General features: G+C 50.6%; 1 rRNA gene (running past one end of the window). It reads left to right on the top strand.

From position 1 onward, the window contains the following. Positions 1-1,423 (top strand): 23S ribosomal RNA (locus QL989_RS19065); it begins 1,561 nt to the left of the window's first position. Positions 1,424-1,487 lie beyond the last annotated feature (64 nt).

The following is a 1,487-nucleotide window of genomic DNA, read 5'->3' as shown; positions in this document are numbered from 1 at the left end:
AGTGACTTAGGTAAATCCGGGTTGCTGTTAGGCTGAGACACGAGACGAGTCACCACGGTGATGAAGTTGCTGATGCCATACTTCCAGGAAAAGCCTCTAAGCTTCAGATTATACCGAATCGTACCCCAAACCGACACAGGTGGTCAGGTAGAGAATACTAAGGCGCTTGAGAGAACTCGGGTGAAGGAACTAGGCAAAATCGTACCGTAACTTCGGGAGAAGGTACGCTCCGATTGGTGATGAGACTTGCTCTCTAAGCTGATTGGAGCCGCAGTGACCAGGTGGCTGGGACTGTTTATTAAAAACACAGCACTGTGCAAAATCGCAAGATGACGTATACGGTGTGACACCTGCCCGGTGCCGGAAGGTTAATTGATGGGGTTATCTTCGGAGAAGCTCTTGATCGAAGCCCCGGTAAACGGCGGCCGTAACTATAACGGTCCTAAGGTAGCGAAATTCCTTGTCGGGTAAGTTCCGACCTGCACGAATGGTGTAACCATGGCCACGCTGTCTCCACCCGAGACTCAGTGAAATTGAAATCGCAGTGAAGATGCTGTGTACCCGCGGCTAGACGGAAAGACCCCGTGAACCTTTACTACAGCTTGGCACTGAACATTGAACCTACATGTGTAGGATAGGTGGGAGACTTTGAAGCAGAGACGCTAGTTTTTGTGGAGTCGTCCTTGAAATACCACCCTTGTAGTTTTGATGTTCTAACGTTGGCCCCTGAATCGGGGTTACGGACAGTGCCTGGTGGGTAGTTTGACTGGGGCGGTCTCCTCCCAAAGAGTAACGGAGGAGCACGAAGGTTGGCTAAGTACGGTCGGACATCGTACGGTTAGTGTAATGGTAGAAGCCAGCTTAACTGCGAGACAGACACGTCGAGCAGGTACGAAAGTAGGTCATAGTGATCCGGTGGTTCTGAATGGAAGGGCCATCGCTCAACGGATAAAAGGTACTCCGGGGATAACAGGCTGATACCGCCCAAGAGTTCATATCGACGGCGGTGTTTGGCACCTCGATGTCGGCTCATCACATCCTGGGGCTGAAGTCGGTCCCAAGGGTATGGCTGTTCGCCATTTAAAGTGGTACGCGAGCTGGGTTTAGAACGTCGTGAGACAGTTCGGTCCCTATCTGCCGTGGGCGTTTGAGAATTGAGAGGGGTTGCTCCTAGTACGAGAGGACCGGAGTGAACGAACCGCTGGTGTTCGGGTTGTCATGCCAATGGCATTGCCCGGTAGCTACGTTCGGAACTGATAAGCGCTGAAAGCATCTAAGCGCGAAGCAGGCCTCGAGATGAGTTCTCACTAGACTTTTAAAGTCTCTGAAGGGCCGTTGAAGACTACAACGTTGATAGGCAAGATGTGGAAGTGGTGTGAGCCATTAAGCTAACTTGTACTAATTACCCGTGAGGCTTAACCATACAACGCCAAACGCGTTTTATGTGATAGTGAAACAAGCGAAGAAGTTAATAGACTAAAGTAGAT

The sequence above is a fragment of the Pseudoalteromonas sp. APC 3224 genome (assembly GCF_030407535.1).
GTDB lineage: Bacteria > Pseudomonadota > Gammaproteobacteria > Enterobacterales > Alteromonadaceae > Pseudoalteromonas.
Note: the sequence above shows the minus strand (reverse complement) of the source record. Positions and strands in the feature narration are given on the sequence as shown.